The 14,876-nt window shown below is 68.6% G+C and carries 14 protein-coding genes; 8 read left to right on the top strand and 6 right to left on the bottom strand.

Annotated elements, in window-relative coordinates; translation table 11 throughout:
• Position 1: 1 nt before the first annotated feature.
• The 5 genes from ACGFIQ_RS30090 to ACGFIQ_RS30070 form a co-directional block, all read right to left on the bottom strand.
• Positions 2 to 1,129, bottom strand: a complete 1,128-nt coding sequence (locus ACGFIQ_RS30090; RefSeq protein ID WP_393248869.1) for a transposase — start codon at positions 1,127 to 1,129, stop codon at positions 2 to 4.
• Between the two features lie 257 nt (positions 1,130 to 1,386).
• A complete protein-coding gene (locus ACGFIQ_RS30085; protein WP_393248868.1) occupies positions 1,387 to 2,757 on the bottom strand; it encodes an FAD-dependent oxidoreductase in 1,371 nt (456 codons plus the stop codon).
• Positions 2,758 to 2,768: 11 nt separating this feature from the next.
• On the bottom strand, positions 2,769 to 4,520 hold the full coding sequence (locus tag ACGFIQ_RS30080) for a thiamine pyrophosphate-binding protein (RefSeq protein WP_393248867.1): 1,752 nt from the start codon (positions 4,518 to 4,520) through the stop codon (positions 2,769 to 2,771).
• Positions 4,517 to 5,542: a 3-oxoacyl-ACP synthase III family protein gene (locus ACGFIQ_RS30075; RefSeq protein ID WP_393248866.1), complete on the bottom strand. Its 1,026-nt coding sequence runs from the start codon at positions 5,540 to 5,542 to the stop codon at positions 4,517 to 4,519. The genes ACGFIQ_RS30080 and ACGFIQ_RS30075 overlap by 4 nt, the downstream gene beginning before the upstream one ends.
• Positions 5,539 to 6,078 (bottom strand): SRPBCC family protein, encoded by a 540-nt coding sequence (locus ACGFIQ_RS30070; protein WP_393248865.1) that lies wholly within the window; start codon positions 6,076 to 6,078, stop codon positions 5,539 to 5,541. The genes ACGFIQ_RS30075 and ACGFIQ_RS30070 overlap by 4 nt, the downstream gene beginning before the upstream one ends.
• Before the next feature lie 334 nt (positions 6,079 to 6,412).
• Here ACGFIQ_RS30070 and ACGFIQ_RS30065 point away from each other — a divergent pair, with 334 nt between their 5' ends.
• The 8 genes from ACGFIQ_RS30065 to ACGFIQ_RS30030 all read left to right on the top strand — a co-directional run bounded on the left by ACGFIQ_RS30065 (position 6,413) and on the right by ACGFIQ_RS30030 (position 14,135).
• Positions 6,413 to 6,664, top strand: coding sequence for an acyl carrier protein (locus tag ACGFIQ_RS30065; protein WP_393248864.1), 252 nt, complete (start codon positions 6,413 to 6,415; stop codon positions 6,662 to 6,664).
• Positions 6,661 to 7,530, top strand: a complete 870-nt coding sequence (locus ACGFIQ_RS30060; protein WP_393248863.1) for a class I SAM-dependent methyltransferase — start codon at positions 6,661 to 6,663, stop codon at positions 7,528 to 7,530. Before ACGFIQ_RS30065 ends, ACGFIQ_RS30060 begins: the two co-directional genes overlap by 4 nt.
• Entirely contained in the window at positions 7,530 to 8,861 is a 1,332-nt protein-coding gene (locus ACGFIQ_RS30055) for an NAD(P)/FAD-dependent oxidoreductase (protein WP_393248862.1), read from the top strand. Before ACGFIQ_RS30060 ends, ACGFIQ_RS30055 begins: the two co-directional genes overlap by 1 nt.
• A complete protein-coding gene (locus tag ACGFIQ_RS30050) occupies positions 8,858 to 9,850 on the top strand; it encodes an SDR family oxidoreductase (protein WP_393248861.1) in 993 nt (330 codons plus the stop codon). The genes ACGFIQ_RS30055 and ACGFIQ_RS30050 overlap by 4 nt, the downstream gene beginning before the upstream one ends.
• 11 nt (positions 9,851 to 9,861) lie before the next feature.
• On the top strand, positions 9,862 to 10,797 hold the full coding sequence (locus ACGFIQ_RS30045; RefSeq protein ID WP_393248860.1) for an SDR family NAD(P)-dependent oxidoreductase: 936 nt from the start codon (positions 9,862 to 9,864) through the stop codon (positions 10,795 to 10,797).
• Positions 10,794 to 11,792, top strand: a complete 999-nt coding sequence (locus ACGFIQ_RS30040) for an acyl-CoA desaturase (protein WP_393248859.1) — start codon at positions 10,794 to 10,796, stop codon at positions 11,790 to 11,792. Before ACGFIQ_RS30045 ends, ACGFIQ_RS30040 begins: the two co-directional genes overlap by 4 nt.
• A gap of 13 nt (positions 11,793 to 11,805) precedes the next feature.
• Positions 11,806 to 13,428, top strand: a complete 1,623-nt coding sequence (locus ACGFIQ_RS30035; protein WP_393248858.1) for an AMP-binding protein — start codon at positions 11,806 to 11,808, stop codon at positions 13,426 to 13,428.
• A 62-nt stretch (positions 13,429 to 13,490) separates the two neighbouring features.
• Positions 13,491 to 14,135 carry a hemerythrin domain-containing protein gene (locus ACGFIQ_RS30030; RefSeq protein WP_393248857.1) on the top strand — a complete coding sequence of 215 codons (645 nt, stop codon included), beginning with the start codon at positions 13,491 to 13,493 and terminating at the stop codon, positions 14,133 to 14,135.
• A gap of 42 nt (positions 14,136 to 14,177) precedes the next feature.
• Here ACGFIQ_RS30030 and ACGFIQ_RS30025 read toward each other — a convergent pair whose 3' ends face one another.
• Positions 14,178 to 14,768: a TetR/AcrR family transcriptional regulator gene (locus ACGFIQ_RS30025; protein ID WP_393248856.1), complete on the bottom strand. Its 591-nt coding sequence runs from the start codon at positions 14,766 to 14,768 to the stop codon at positions 14,178 to 14,180.
• Positions 14,769 to 14,876 lie beyond the last annotated feature (108 nt).

Raw genomic sequence — 14,876 nt, 5'->3', positions numbered from 1 at the left:
GTCAGGCTCCGAGTTCTCCGTCAGCCGGACCGGCCAGGGTCAGCTCGTTGGCCAGCTGCACGGTCATGGCGAAAGTCATGTGCCGGTACCAGCCACGCCAGCTGCGCACCTCGTACCGGTCCATCCGGATGTCGCTCCGGATGTCCTTCCAGCGACGCTCGACGTAGCGACGCTCCGCGATGCTGCGGACCACGTCGTTGGTGAACATCGGGTAGCCGGCCCTGGCTTGGTAAGGGCTGGCACCGCGGCCATCTCGGCTGTTCACCGGCGCGAACCGTACGGTGACGGGGCCGCGTGGGAGGGCTTCACGGCCGCGCTGCGCGATGTCACCCGAACGCCGTGCGTCGTCGCGCGTCGCCGGGCCCGCGTCGATCCGGGCCACCCTGCTCAGTTCGTCGAGGCTGAGGCCGGTCAGGTGCGGGATCTGACGCTGCTGCAACGCTTCCAGCACGCCCCGGTCGTCCCTGCAGTGCAGGGACAGGTAGACCCGGTCGGGCCGGAAACCGTTGTCCATGGCAGAGAGGATCAGGTCCCGAGCTATCGCTGATTTCGACCGGTAGGTCAGGCCGTCCGGGATCCGGCCGCGCGCGCGTCGGTCGCGGTCGGTGATCCAGGCGGGCGGCAGGTAGAGACCGAGGTCCAGCATGAACAATCGGATATCCGGCGTGACGTGCAGCAGAAACAGCGCACACTGGCAATTCTGTGCCCGCCCGCTCTCGGGCCGGTACTGGTATTCCACCCCGGCCGGGGCATTGCCCTTCTTGGGAAACGTCGCCTCGACGACGTAGAGGCAGCCCGCCGCTCCGACGCTGGACCGGACGACCTCGCGCAGCTTGCGTCGCGCGTCGGCGTCGTCCCACTGCGCGGTGGTGAGCAGGCGCTGTGCGCCGTCCGCGCGTGCCTCGCGTGAGTAGCTGGCGACATTTCGCCGGCCGGCCGCATCGACGCCGGATCCCCCGGCGAGGCCGAGGAGATACTGCAACGCTCGTTCCCGCGGTTCCGCTCGGGCGAAGCAGCCGGAGATCCGGCCGTGCAGTCGCCGCAGCATCGTCTCCACATTCAGAGCCAGGTTGGGATAGACGTTCCCCAGCCTCGGATCGCGGTCCAATTTGTCGAGTTCCCGAACCATTTGCAATGGATATCCCCATCCCCGATTGGAGCTATCTTCTACACGTTGAGAATTCCACGACCTGCACTGGAATTGATCAACTTCATGTTCCAGTCACCCCGGGTTGCGTCCCCCCACCTCTCTTGATCAAGAGTGTCGACTCCTCCGGGGCCCCCTCCGGATGGCACGTGAAACGATCAATCCACCCTGAATGGTGGCACGGTAACGACTTCCCGCAGTGATACCAAGCCGAAAGCGCGGATATGGCGGGCTCGGCCTCAGAGCGGAACCCTCGACCATCGGCCCGCGCGAGCCGCCGCTCTCTCGGCCCGGCCGCCTTGCCAGGCACGTTGCCATACTCGGCGCGCCATGGCCGCCATCGTTATCAGGGAAACGGCGATATCCGCGCCACAGCGGCGCAACAGGCGGTCCTGCTGCTCGGCGCGTGCCACGCAATCCATATACGGCGTGGCAGAGTGAGCGATCATCGTGTATATGGGCACAATCCGGCCACCTGACCGCCTGTACAGCCAATGCAGCAGATACTTGCGGGCCGCTACCCGGTGCTGCGGACCGGACTCGCGCATCTCCGCGAAGTTGTCGAGGGACAGCTTCGCCAGAATCGCGCTCTGCGGCTCCCTGCGGCGCTGGTAGGTGGCGAACGCGGTCGCCCGGTCGGGGGTTTCCGCGATGCACCGGCTGAGCTCCAGGCAATCCTCGAACCCGGCGTTCATTCCCTGCCCGAAGAACGGCACGACACTGTGGCAGGCATCGCCCACCAGCACCACCGTGTCGCCGTGGTACCACTGCGACGTGAGCATGGTCGGAAACGCGGAGACAGGGCTTCTGGACACCTGTTCCTCCAGGTCAGGAATGAGCCTGGAGACATCGCCGAAGGTCTCGTCGAAGCAGCGACGGATCCGCTCCGGCGTGTCCAGCGCGTCGAAGCCGTCGGCTTCGCCGGCCGGCAACACGCACACCCCGTTGAACGTGCCGTCCACGTTGGGCAGGGCGAACATCATCCGGTCCCCGCGCGGCCACGCGTGCAGCACGGTAGGGTCGAGTTCCCCCTTGATGACGATCTCCTTGTACCGCCAGGGCACGTAGTGCATCTGGAGGTCGGCGAACGCGCCGTGCTGGACGTGCCGGCGGACCGTCGAATGGGTGCCGTCGGCGCCGACGACGAGATCACCGGTGAAGCGCCGACGCCGGCCGGTGGCGGTCTCCAACCCGACCACTGCGGGCGCCGTCCGGTCCACCTCCAGACATTTCACGCCGAAGTGAAACCGTACGCCGTGGCACTTCTCCGCCGCGTCGACGAGCAGGGAGGACAACCCGGCGCGGGACACCGCGTAGAGAACCTGCTCTCCGTTGTGCCCGTAGGGCAGCAGGTTTACCGCGCCGCTGGCGAGGTGTACGGCACGAGCGCGCAAGGGCTGCCCGAGTTTGGTGATCACCTCCTGCTCGAGTCCCACTTCGCGCAGCGCACGCAGGCCACGTTCCGACAGGGTCAGGTTGACCGACCGCAGCGTCCGCTCGCCGCCGAGCCGCAGGTCGGGTCGGCCCTCGATGATGTCCACCTCGTAGCCACGACGCGCCAGGAGCATGCCGAGCAGCGGACCGGTGAGGCCCGCACCGACGATCACCACTCGGCCGGCTGTCATGATCGGTCTCCCGGACGCACCCGCCGCCCGGTGAGCGCGTGGGTGGGGGCGTCCGCGGCCACGAACGGCATCATGGGCGGAATCTCGTCGCGAGGCAGCCGCAGCTCCAGCACCCCGGGCCGATCGTCATGGCCCGCGTGGTAGTCCGCCAGCAGTGCGCGCAGCTCAGGAAGTGCCCCGGCGGAACCTACCCAGAGATCGTCAGGCCGCCCCAGCCCGCGCGCCACCGAGACGACGTCCACCGGGTGGTAGAGAGAGCCTTCGATCCGGCCACCGAACATCTGCCGTTGCCGGGACGCGCACATGGCGTGTCCCGCGTTGTTGAAGACGACGTACAGGATCGGCAGGCCCAACTCGACTGCCGTGTGGATCTCCAGGCCGTTCATGAGGAAGGCACCGTCGCCGAGCATGACCACGGTGCGTCCGGACGGAGCACCCAGTTGCATGCCGATCGCGGCGGGCACCGTGTACCCCATCCCACCCATGCCGAAGGCCGTGAACGCCCGTCCTCCCGGCGGCAGCGTCATCAGGTGGGCGGCTGCCGCCCCGCAGTTGCCCGCGTCGGTGAGCACCCGGTCACCCGGCCGCAGGTACTCGCCGAGCAGGTCGATCGCCTCGCTGGCCAGCAGGGAGTCCTCCGCCGGCACGACGCTCTCCACCTCCAGCTCCGGCGTGTAGTGGCGCAGCTCGTACTCGAACGGTGGGGCTTGGAAGGGCTCAGCGGTGAGCAGGTCGCCGAGGGCCCGGAACATCCGACCGGCATCGGCCTCGAGAACCAGGTCCGCCGAAGCGGACCGGCGGGCAACCGACCCGTCGTGAGCGATCACCACCACGCGGTCGGGCTTCAGGTCGAGGATCGGGCCCCGGGTCAGGAAACCCAGGTCCGAACCGGCCGCCACCACGAGGTCGGCCTGTTCGAGCAGGTACCGGTGCACCGACGGGTGGCCGGCGACGCCGACGACGCCGAGGTACAGCGGATCGTCCTCGTCGACATCGCCACGGTTGGACATCGAGGTCGCCACCGGAATACGGGCCCGGCGAGCGAAGGCGACCACCGCGTCCCCGTCCGGCGACGAGCGCAGTTCCGGGCCGAGGAGCAGCACCGGCGCGACGGCCCGGCTCAAGGCGTCGAAGACCTCCCGCAACGGCCCCGGGGGCACGTCCTGGCGCGCGACGAACTCCGACAACCCGGCCGGCCAGTCCGCCGGTGCCGGGCCGGCCGGCGCCGCGAACACGTCCCGCGGCACCAGGAGCGCCGCCGGGCCGGGCCGGCCGGACAGGGCCGCGGTCAGCGCCGCCCGCAACTGCACCCAGCAGTCGTCGCTGCCGGTGATCCGGCCCGCGTACTTGGTGATCGACCGCAGCAGGCCGTGCGCGTCGACCGTACCGGGCCGGCCGGTGGACTCCTGGAAGGCGCCGAGCCCGTCGGAGACGGCGGGCGACTGCCCCACCAGGGCGAGCACCGGAATCCCGTCGTTGTGCGCCTCGGCCAGGCCGACAGCCAGATTCATCATGCCGCCACCGGACGTGCAACAGCACACACCAAGCGTGCCGTAGGCCCGGGCGATCCCGTCGGCCATGAACGCCGCGCCGTCCTCCCGCTTGGCCAGAAACGAGCTGATTCGGCCGGCGCCCCGCTGGTGCAACGCGTCGAACACGTGCTCGATGTTGGCCCCGCCGACCCCGAACACGTGCCGTACGCCCAGGTCGTCGAGGGCGTCGATGAGCGCGCCGGCGATCGTCCTCATGCCGCGGCCCTCCACCGCAGGGCCGCGGCGGCGGCCAGGTCTCCGGCATGGGCGAAGCCCGCCACGACGACCAGCGCGCCGGCCGGGATCGTGTCCTCCTCGATCGCGTGGGACAGCGTGATCGGCGCTCCGGCACCGAACAGGTTGCCGTACCGGTCGAAGGTGTCCAGGTGCCGGCCAGGTGGCAGTTGCAGCGCCTCGGACCAGTTGCGGAGGAACATCCGGTTCGGCTGGTTGGTGACGAGGACGTCGATCTCGCTGGGCTTGGCGCCGATCCGCTGGCAGACCGTTTCGACGACCTCGGGGACGAGCCGGTTGCCCCGCGAAATGATCTTCGCGACGCTGGCCTCGGTGAACTTCACGTTCAGTTCGGCCTCGCCCGGCTCCCAGTACAGGCTGCCGTCCTCGCGCTCGATCTGCATGTCCGGCGCCGCCTCCGGCCGGTTCACCACCTCGACATCGAGGACCGGCGACTCGGCAGAGGCGGTCACGTAGGCCACCGCGGCGCCGTCGCCGGGGATGGCCGACGGCGGATTGCGCAGGTTGTTCGGCTGGGTGAAGACCAGTCCGGCAGAGTTCTGCACGTTGCAGAGCAGAGCCGAGCGCGCCGGCGTCGTTTCGATGAGCATCTTGGCGAGCCGCAGCATCACGACGAACGACGCGCAGCCCGCGTTGTGGATGTCCAGGACCCAGCTCGGGCTCGCGCCGAGCCGGTGTGCCACAGTCGCGCCGGCACCGGCGTGCGGCATGTCCGGCAACAGCACGTTGGTGAGGACGATGTCCACGTCCCGGCGGGCCTGCCCGCCCAACCTGGCGAAGAGCGTGTCCGCCGCCCGTTCGATCATGTCCGCGGCAGTGGTGTCCCGGTCGACGAGATGTCGCGACTTCGGCGGCACGAACATGGGATTTTCCCAGTTCAGCCTGCTGTCCGGAGCGATTCGCTCGGCGAAGTACTCGGTGCCGACCGGCTCGCCGGGGAGATACCGGGCGATGTCGACGATACTGACCGGCGTGGTGGTCACTGGGCGACCTGCCGTGCCCCGCTCCCGTGCCGCCGCTCCAGAATCGCCTTGAGATTGGCCAGCTCCACCGCGTGGCCGGCGTAGAAGAGACCCCACATGTCACCGACCCAGGTCCGGTTGGGGCTCGGCGAGAGTTCGGGGTACGGGTTCTTGTCGTAGTTGGGGTGGTGGCAGTTCGTCCACACCAGGACCGTTCCCGGCCGGTTGAGAACGACATTCGCGTCGATGAGCCTGATCAGATAGACCATCCAGAGGTCTTTGCCCTGGTCCCAGGCGCAGTGGTAGTCGAGCGTACGGGCCTGCGGGTCAGCCTGCACTCGCATGTAGATCTTCGTGTCGTCGACCAGGGTGTCCACTCCCACGAACAACCCGTCCTCGTCCGTCTCGTCGAACCCCCGGGTGCTGTACGTCCACTCGTTGAGGTTCTGGATGTCGGCCAGGTAGTCGTAGACCTCGTCGATCGGCGCGTCGATGTAGTCCTGAAGCGTGCAGAACTGGCCGTAGATCTGCTCATGCGAATAGACGGCACGCGTCATGTCGGCGGCCAGGGCGAATCCCTCGTCCCGAGTGGTCGTCTCGCACCGGATAAGGCCCGGGATCTCCGCTAATTCAATTTTCTGATATGCCATTTCAAACCCCTCACCTGAGCCCGACGCTCGCTGAACGGCCCACGTAACCACAGGGCGGCGAGATCAGGCAACGGCTTACGGTGGCTAAACAAGGGAATGGCGACAAGCGCGTAATTAGCGGCCGGCCACTCCCGCAACCGCAGCTATACGGCCTTGCCCACGCCCGGCCCTCCGTGTCAGGCTCTGACCACAGGATCGAGTGAGTTAATTCAGTTTGAAACCAGAATTTGGGGAGACCACTGTGTCGGTTACGGTTCAGGACGTCGTCGATCTGATCAACGCGAAGCTCGGCAGCCACGCCGACCACGGCCTCGACGCTAATTCCTCACTTCGCGACATCGGCCTTTCAAGTCTGCAGACGGCGGACATCGTATTCACCATCGAGGACCGCCTGGGAATCGAGTTCGACGCCGGCCGTGCAGCCGACATCGTCACCATCGGCGACCTCGTCGAACTGGCGAACAGCACCGCCCTGACCGAAACCCAGTCATGACGACGGGTTACCTCGGAGCAACCGCCAAGGCCATCACCCACCACTACGACGTCTCCAACGAGTTCTTCGGGCTGTGGCTGGACGAAAGCCGCACCTACACCTGCGCCCTGTGGGAACCCGGCGACACCCTTGAGCGCGCCCAGCAGCGCAAGCTGGACTACCTGCTGAACGGCGCCAAGGCCAGCATCGCGGAGCGACTTCTGGACGTGGGCTGCGGCTGGGGCAGTGCGCTGCGCCGGGCGGGGTACGGATACGGCGTGCGGCAGCCGATCGGCCTGACGCTGAGCCCTTCCCAGGCCGAGTGGGTACGCGACCAGGCGCAGCCGCCGGGCCTCGACGTCCGCGTCGAGAACTGGATCGATCACCGTCCGGACGCGCCGTACGACGCCATCGTGTCCATCGGCGCGTTCGAGCACTTCGCGCGGTTCGACCTGCCCCGGGTCGAGCGGATGCGCGCCTACCGGTCGTTCTTCGAGTTCTGCCGCGAGTCGATGCGCCAGCCCGGCAACCGGCTGGCCCTGCAGACCAACGTCAAGGGCAACAACAACCGGATGGACCGGCAGACGGTCCGGGACATGATGTTCATCATCGAGACGATCTTCCCGGAGTCGGTCCTGCCAACCATGACGGAACTGGTGGAGGCCAGCGAAAACCTGTTCGAGGTGGTCTCCGTGCGCAACGATCCGGATCACTACGTGTCGACCCTTCAGGAATGGCTGCGCCGGCTGAAGCGCAACCGTAGTGAGGCGATCGCGATCGTCGGGCCCGAGGTGGTGGCGGACTACGAGCGCTACCTGAGCGCGGCCGCCGAACAGTTCCAGCGCCGGCACCTGGGCCTGGCCCGAGTGGTCTACGAGGCGGTGTGATGGCCACGAGGACTTCGACGCCGCGCCGCAGCCCGATCTTCTGGCAGGACGGCACCACGGACGCCCCCGCCGCGCCGCTGGAGGGCACGACGACCGCGGACGTGTGCATCGTCGGCGGCGGCTTCACCGGGTTGTGGACTGCGTACCTCCTCAAACAGGAGGCTCCGGCACTGAACGTCTGCGTGGTCGAACGCGACCTGGTGGGTGGTGCGGCATCGGGCACGGCCGACGGCTTCGTCACGCCGACGATCGGCAAGGACCTCGAACAGATCGTCCGCCTGCACGGGACGGAGCGGGCCGCCGCGGCCTGCGACGCCATCGGCCGGTCGATCCTCGACATCGGGCGGTTCCTGCGCCGCCACAGCGTCAACGCCGACTACGAGGCGAACAACTACCTCATGGTGGCCGTGAACCGGGCCCAGGTCGATCGGCTCAAGGAGGGCCAGGCCCTGGCCGCGCGGCTCGGCCCCCGGTTCGAGATGACAGTGCTCGACGCCGCGGCGGCGCGGGACCACATCGGGTCGCCGGCGATCCAGGCCGCCGTGCTCACCGGAGGCGCGATCGTCAACCCGTTCAAACTGGCCCGTGGTCTGTACGCGACGGTACGCGCCATGGGCGTCACCGTGTACGAACAGACGCCTGCCGACGCGGTGGAGCCCGCGGCCGGCGGCTGGCGGGTCCGCACGCCGCACGGCCGGGTCGACGCCGCGAAGGTCGTGCTCGCCACCAGCGCGGCACAGCACCGGCTCCCCGGGTACGGCCGTCAGGTCCTCCCGGTGTGGAGCTACGCCATGGTCAGCGAGCCGTTGACCGACGAGCAACGGGCCAGGGTGCACTGGCCGCGGCGCGAAGGCCTGGTGGAGACCCGGACGTTCCTCAACTGTGGTCGGTTCACCGCCGACAACCGCGTCATGTGGGCCGGTGGCCCGGCCCGGTACCACCTCCGCCGTGACATGGGTGCGCGGCGGGCAAGCGACGCTGCGGTCTTCGCCGATCTGCGGGCGTCGTTCGCGCGGTACTTCCCGATGTGGTCCGACGTGCGGTTCAGCCACACGTACGGCGGTTGTGTCGACATCACCCGGGACCTCGTCCCGCACTTCGGCAGTCGCCAGCCGGGCCTCTACCACGGCTACGGCTACTGCGGTAACGGCATCGCCGCCAGCCACCTGGGCGGCAAGGTGCTGCGCGACCTCGTGCTGGAGAAGGACTCCGACTTCACCAACCTGTTCTTCGTCAACGGCCGGGAGCCCCGCTTCCCGCCGGAGCCGCTCGCCTTCGTCGGTGTACGGGCGATGAGCCGGCTGATCGAGTGGAGGGAAGCGAACAGATGACCGCGCGAGCCATCCTGCTCACGGGAGCCGCCGGGGTGGTCGGGCAGGCCCTGCTGGCCGAACTGACCGGCCGACCGGTGATCTGCCTGCTGCGGCGCGGCCGGCTGCCCGCCGCCGGGCCGGAGGTGGTGACAGGTGACATCTCCCGTCCGAGCTTCGGCCTGCCACCGGAGGTGTACGAGTCCCTGACGCGCCGCGTGGGTACCGTCATCCACTCCGCGGCGCTCACCGAGTGGGGACGGCCGGCCGAGGACTACGAGGGCGTCAACATCGCCGGCACCAGGCACGTCATCGACTTCGCGCGGGTCGCCGGGGCCTCCGTCCACTACATCAGTACGGCGTTCGTCGCCGCGCTGGCCGGCGAGGCGCCCGTGCGGCTGCGCCCCGACAACGTGACCACGAACTACGTGCTGTCGAAACGGGCATCCGAGCTGCTGCTCGCGGAGTCCGGTGTACCGCACAGCGTGTACCGGCCGACCAACCTGATCGGCCACTCGACGACCGGTTGGACCAGCAAGCCACAGATCGTCCAGCTGGTCGCCGACTGGGTGGGCCGGGGTCGCGCCGAAGTGTTCCCGGCGCACCCGGGCAACCTCATCGACGTCGTCGCACAGGATCTGTGCGCCAAGGCGGTGGCGGAGGCGATCCGCCGGGACGACGTGGGGCGCCAGTTCTGGCTGACCTACGGCAAAGCGGCGATGACCGTCGACGAGGCCGTCGAGCTCCTCATCGAGCATGCCCGGTCGACGGGCCGCCGGATCCGGATCCCCCGCATCGTTCATCCCGCCGACCTCGATGAGGCGGAACTGAACGCGCTGCCGCCGTCCTCACGGCGGTTCGTGCAGGTCCTCGGCGATGTCAGCGAGGTGACCGCGGCCAGCGGCGGCATCCTGCCGAGTTCCATGAGCGAGCTCGTCGAGGAGTACGGCCTGCCCGAGATCGGCGACAAGGACGCGTTCCGGCGCAGCCTGCTGGCCGCGGCCAACTGACGGAGGACAATGTGCAGGACGTTTGGCAAGCACCCGATCTGCGGTCCGTGGTGGCCGTGGTCACCGGCGCCAGCCGCGGAGTGGGCAAGGGCGTGGCCATCGCGCTGGGATCGGCCGGCGCGACCGTGTACGTGACCGGACGCAGCACCAAGGGCAAACCGACCACCGAGGACCTTCCCGGCACTGTCGACGACACCGCCGCCGCCGTGTCCCAGGCCGGCGGAACCGGCATCGCGGTGCGCTGTGACCACACCGACGAGGGCGAGATCGCCGCACTGTTCGGTCGGGTCGAGGAGGGGCACGGGCGGATCGACCTGCTGGTCAACAACGCCTGGGCCGGGTACGAGAGGTCCACCGACGCGAAGTTCGACGCCCCGTTCTGGAAGCAGCCGGCCTGGCGGTACGACCTGTTCGCGGCTTCGCTGCGCGGCCAGTACGTCACCAGTCAGCATGCCGCCCGGCTGATGGTCGCCGCGAAGCGGGGCCTGATCGTGTCGATGAGCTACCAGGACGGCGACACCTACCTCGGCCAGGTCGCCTATGACACGTGCAAGTTCGCGGCCACCCGGCAGACCTTCGGGATGGCACGGGAACTGGCCCGGCACGGGGTGGCAGCGGTCAGCCTGCTGCCCGGCTTCGTGCGTACCGAACGCGTGGAGGCCGCCTGGTCGGCGCTGGGCGAGGGGCCCGCCGCGGTGATGCACACGCCGCAGTACGTCGGCCGCGCCGTCGCCGCCCTGATGGCCGATCCGGACCTGGTCCGCCACTCCGGCAGCACCCTCGCGGTCGGTGACCTGGCGGCGGAGTACGGCTTCACGGACGTCGACGGCCGGCAGCCACCGGCGTTCCGGTTGGAAGGGCTGATGTCCCTGGCCACCCGCATGGATCGACTCAACCGGGTGGTCGCCGCCGCGGACGCCCGAACCAGAAAGGAAGACGCCGCATGAACGGCAGAGAACACCGTTGGTTCATCCTGGCCGCGTCGGTCATCCCGCTGTTCGGCATCGCCGCCGCGATGGCGCTGCTGTGGAACCGCATGTTCGGCTGGTCGGACGTGGCCGCCCTCGTCACCATGTACGTCCTCTGCGGGCTCGGTATCTCGATGGGCTATCACCGGCTCTTCGCGCACCGCGCCTTCGAGACGACCAAGGTGATCCGGTACTCGCTGGCCACGGTCGGTTCGATGGCCGGGCAGGGACCACCCCTGATCTGGGTGTCGCACCACCGGCACCACCACCGGGTGGCCGACCGGCCCGGTGACCCGCACAGTCCGCATCTCGATTTCGAGCCCGGCTTCCGCGGCATGATGGCCGGCCTCTGGCACGCGCATCTGGGCTGGCTGTTCAACGAGAACCTGGAATCCAGTCCGATGCGGTACTGCCCCGACCTGGTGCGGGAGAAGCCGATGCGGTGGATCAGCGAGCACTTCGTCGGCATCGTGCTGGCCGGCATCGTGCTGCCGGGAATCATCGGCGCGGCGATCGGGCAGAGCGTGACGGCGTTCCTCACCGGCATGCTGTGGGGCGGGCTCGTCCGGATCTTCCTGGTCAATCACATCACGTACGCCGTGAACTCCGTCGGTCACTACTTCGGCAAGCGGGCGTACCCGACAGAGGACGAGTCGCGCAACGTGGCCTGGCTCGCCCTGCCCTCGTTCGGCGAGGCCTGGCACAACAACCACCACGCCTTCCCCCGCTCCGCCCGGCACGGTCTGCTCTGGTGGCAGATCGACGTGACCGCGACAGTCGTCTGGGCCCTGGAGCGGGTGCACCTCGTCACGAAGGTGATCCGGATCGACCCGGAACGAATGGCGATCAAGGCGGCCGGCGGCAGCCTCGTCGCGGCCGCCGCGGACCGCGGCGTGTCGTTCCCGGTCGCCCCGGACATCCCGCTCGCCAATCGGGACCGGACGCACGTCATGACCGTCACGGACGTGGAGTGACAGTGGTGTCATCGTGCTGATCTGGGACATGCTGACCGGCGGTCGGCCCCGCCGTTCACTGCGCACCTGGGTGGACGGGCAGTGGGCCGAGCTGCCGTGGGCCGAGGTCATCGACCGTGCGTACCGGGCCGCGACCCACCTGCGCGAGCAGGGTGTACGCCCGGGCAGCCGGGTTGCCTGCGTACTGACCAACACGGCGGAGGCCGTCGTCGGACTGCTCGCCGTGTGGCTGGCCGGGGGAGTGGTCGCCTCGCTGCCGCTGCCGAGCCGCGGGATGAGCGGGGAAGAGTACGCCGGGCTGGTGAACCGGATCATCGATGAGCTGGACGCCGAACTGTTGCTGCTCGACGACGACGTGCGCGCGAAACTGGGTGACCCACCACCGGACGCGGTCACCACGCGGTCCTGGGCCTCGCTCGCGGGCCCCGGCGAACGCATCGACCCGACGCTGCCCGCCGGCAACGAGATCTGTTTCATCCAGTTCTCCTCGGGAAGCACCGGACGGCCGAAGGGTTGCGTGCTGACGGCCGACGCGGTGTCGCGCCAGCTTTCCATGATCCACTCGATGCTGGGGGCGGAGCATCGCACGGAACGGGTGGCGTCCTGGCTTCCGCTCTCCCACGACATGGGCATCTTCGGCTGCCTGCTGTACACCTTCGGCTTCGACAGCGACATCTGGCTCTCCGCACCGGAACGGCTGTTCTCGTCACCCCGGAGTTGGTTCCGCGACCTCGCCGAGCACGGCATCACGATGACCGCGGGCACGAGCACCGGGCTGCATCTGGCGACCAGGGCGCAGGGCAGGCATCCGCTGTCGAAGCAACTGGCGCTGCGGGTGTGCGTACTCGGTGCCGAACGCGTTGATCACGCGGTGCTGTCCGCCGCGGTCGCGACCTTCGGGTCGTCCGGGCTGCGGATGGAACACTTCATGCCGGCATACGGCCTCGCCGAGGCGACGTTGGCGGTCACCGCCTGCGACCACCGCGAGAAGCCGCGGACGATTGTCCTGGACGCGGTCGAGCTTGCCGACGGGCGGATCGTCGAGACGTCCGCGGAGCACGAGCACGCCACAGTCGTGGTGTCCGTGGGCCGGCCTTGTGCGGGGGTTACTGTGGAAACGGCGGAGCCTGGCCGGCTCGCGGAGATCGTCGTCAGGTCACCGAGCCTGGCCGAGGGCTACCACAACGATCCGGAGCGGACCGCCAGAGTGTTCACCGGCGGTCGCCTCCGTACCGGAGATCTCGGGTTCCTCGCCGACGGCGAGCTGTACATGGTGGGCCGGACCGACGACATGCTCTCCGTCGGCGGTCGCAAGGTGTACGCCAGGGAGTTGGAGGCCACGGTGGAGAGCCTCGGCACGGTGCGGGAGGGCTGCTCCGTGGTGCTGGACGAGCCGGGTGTCAGCCCGGGCCTGGTCCTGTTGGCGGAGCTGAAGCGCACGTCGAGCGACGCGGGGCTGGTGGCCGCGGAGGCCGCGGCCGCCATCCGGGTCAAGTGCGGGATCGCCCTGACCCGTTGCCTCTTCGTCAACAGGAACGGACTGCCCCGGACCCCGAGCGGGAAGATCCAGCGGTTCCAGACCCGGTGGCTGCTGGAGCAGCAACGCCTGCCGGTCACCGCCACTGTGGACTTCTAAGGCCCCCGAGCAGCTCACCAGCGCAGTTAGAATCTCCCAAACGAATCGAAGGAGGCAGACCATTGGGCACGACAACCGAACCGGTGGCAAACGGCTACCTCGTGATGGTCGTCGTCCACCGGGCGATGGCGCGCGACCTGCAACAGATCAGCGACGCCGCGCGGGAGTTGTCGCAAAGACCTGACGATCGGCGGACGGCGGCCCTCATCCAGTACGCGGACCGGGTCCTCCAGCTCATCGATCACCATCACGAGGGCGAGGACGACGTCCTGTGGCCGATGCTGCGCGAGCGCGGAGCCCCGGCCGAGGCACTCGAGCTGATGACCTCCGAGCACCACGAGCTGGCCGAACTGCTCCATCAGCTACAGAAGACCATCGGCTCGGTGGGTGACGACCCGGCGGTGCTCGCCGAGATCGCCGACAAGACGGCGACGTTGCGGCAGTTGTTGGTGGTGCACACCGCCGACGAGGAGCGTGAGCTCAACGGCCGGCTGAAGCCCGCGCTGGGCAAGAAGGAATGGGACGTCTTCGAGCGCCAGATGGTCAAGTCGGCGCCGAAGTGGACACTGAGGTTCATGCCGCCGTGGATGGCATCCGCCGCCACCACCGAGGTGGAGCGCAAGGCGCTGCCCGCCGCGCCGGTCGCCTGGCTGATGCGTGGCTGGCTCCGGCGGCAGCGAGAGGCGGCGTTTGGCGCCTCGGCGTGAGCCGGCAGCGAGTCACCTCCCCTCGGCCACTCACCTGTTCGATCAGTGGGTGGCCGAGGTGTCTCCGGTCACCGCCCGCAGGAGGCGGGTCAGGAACGTGGCGAGGTCACCGCTCTCCATCCCGCTCGGACTGATCAGCAGGCCCAGCAGGACACCGTCGAACGCGGACATGAAGAACCTGGCCGCGCCCACGGGATCAACGGCTCCCATCTGAGCCATCATCGGCTCCAGGAGCTGAATGAAGTTTCCACGCCAGTGCGCCACGGCAGCTTCGGCTTGCTCCGGCCGCCGGGCGGTGTAGAGGAAGATCTCGTACCGCGCCAGGGAGAGGGCCCTGCTGCGGCCCACGAACTCCTCGACCAGGCCGGCGAGGAGGCGGCCGACCTCCTGCTCCGTAGCCGCCTCCCGGAGCAGCTCCAGGATCGGGGACTGCGCCAACGCGGCCTGATCGCGCTCGGCGAGATGTTGCAGGACGGCGGCGATGAGCCCGTCCTGATGCTTGAAGTAGTAGATCGTCGAGCCGTGCGAGGCCGAGGCTGCCTCTTCGATCGCGCGGAAGGTCAGCGCACGGAGGCCGTCACGCGCGATGATCTCGATCGCCGCGTCGAGCATGCGGGTGCGAGTCGATGACACAAGTCCGGCTCCATTCATCCAGTGCGGATCAAGGTACACCGCCGGAAGACCACAAACGTGGCACGAGGGCCCGGACGGGTTGACGGCTCATACCGGGCGTCCTAATCT

This window comes from Micromonospora sp. NPDC048898, from assembly GCF_043198035.1.
Classification (GTDB): domain Bacteria; phylum Actinomycetota; class Actinomycetes; order Mycobacteriales; family Micromonosporaceae; genus Micromonospora.
This window is presented reverse-complemented; position numbering and strand designations above follow the sequence as displayed.

Bases quoted from the DNA above. Each gene is read 5' to 3' on its own strand.
- ACGFIQ_RS30090 (WP_393248869.1), bottom strand. From the start codon at position 1,129: ATGGTTCGGGAACTCGACAAATTGGACCGCGATCCGAGGCTGGGGAAC.
- ACGFIQ_RS30080 (WP_393248867.1), bottom strand. From the start codon at position 4,520: ATGAGGACGATCGCCGGCGCGCTCATCGACGCCCTCGACGACCTGGGC.
- ACGFIQ_RS30070 (WP_393248865.1), bottom strand. From the start codon at position 6,078: ATGACGCGTGCCGTCTATTCGCATGAGCAGATCTACGGCCAGTTCTGC.
- ACGFIQ_RS30060 (WP_393248863.1), top strand. From the start codon at position 6,661: ATGACGACGGGTTACCTCGGAGCAACCGCCAAGGCCATCACCCACCAC.
- ACGFIQ_RS30055 (WP_393248862.1), top strand. From the start codon at position 7,530: ATGGCCACGAGGACTTCGACGCCGCGCCGCAGCCCGATCTTCTGGCAG.
- ACGFIQ_RS30050 (WP_393248861.1), top strand. From the start codon at position 8,858: ATGACCGCGCGAGCCATCCTGCTCACGGGAGCCGCCGGGGTGGTCGGG.
- ACGFIQ_RS30040 (WP_393248859.1), top strand. From the start codon at position 10,794: ATGAACGGCAGAGAACACCGTTGGTTCATCCTGGCCGCGTCGGTCATC.